This is a genomic window from Achromobacter sp. 1012554356 (assembly GCF_059760815.1).
In genome coordinates this window covers 1-253 of record NZ_JCBANC010000146.1, presented here as the reverse complement: position 1 = coordinate 253, position 253 = coordinate 1, and the positions used below count along the sequence as shown (strand labels likewise).

At 54.9% G+C, this 253-nt stretch carries 1 rRNA gene; it reads right to left on the bottom strand.

Annotated elements, in window-relative coordinates:
- Positions 1 to 253: ribosomal RNA gene (locus AC6LJW_RS29510) — 23S ribosomal RNA — on the bottom strand; the annotation flags it as partial.

Here is a 253-nt window from a genome sequence, read left to right as displayed (position 1 = left end):
GTCCACCTGTGTCGGTTTGCGGTACGGTCTCGTACAGCTGAAGCTTAGAGGCTTTTCTTGGAACCACTTCCAATCACTTCGCAAGCAATGCTCGCTCGTGCCACACCCTTGATTTACGCGCCCGGATTTGCCTAAGCGCCATCTTCGATGCAGCAACAGGGACATCCAACACCCTGATGATCTTCCGCGATCCGTCCCCCCATCGCACTGTACGACGGTGCTGGAATATTAACCAGCTTCCCATCAGCTACGC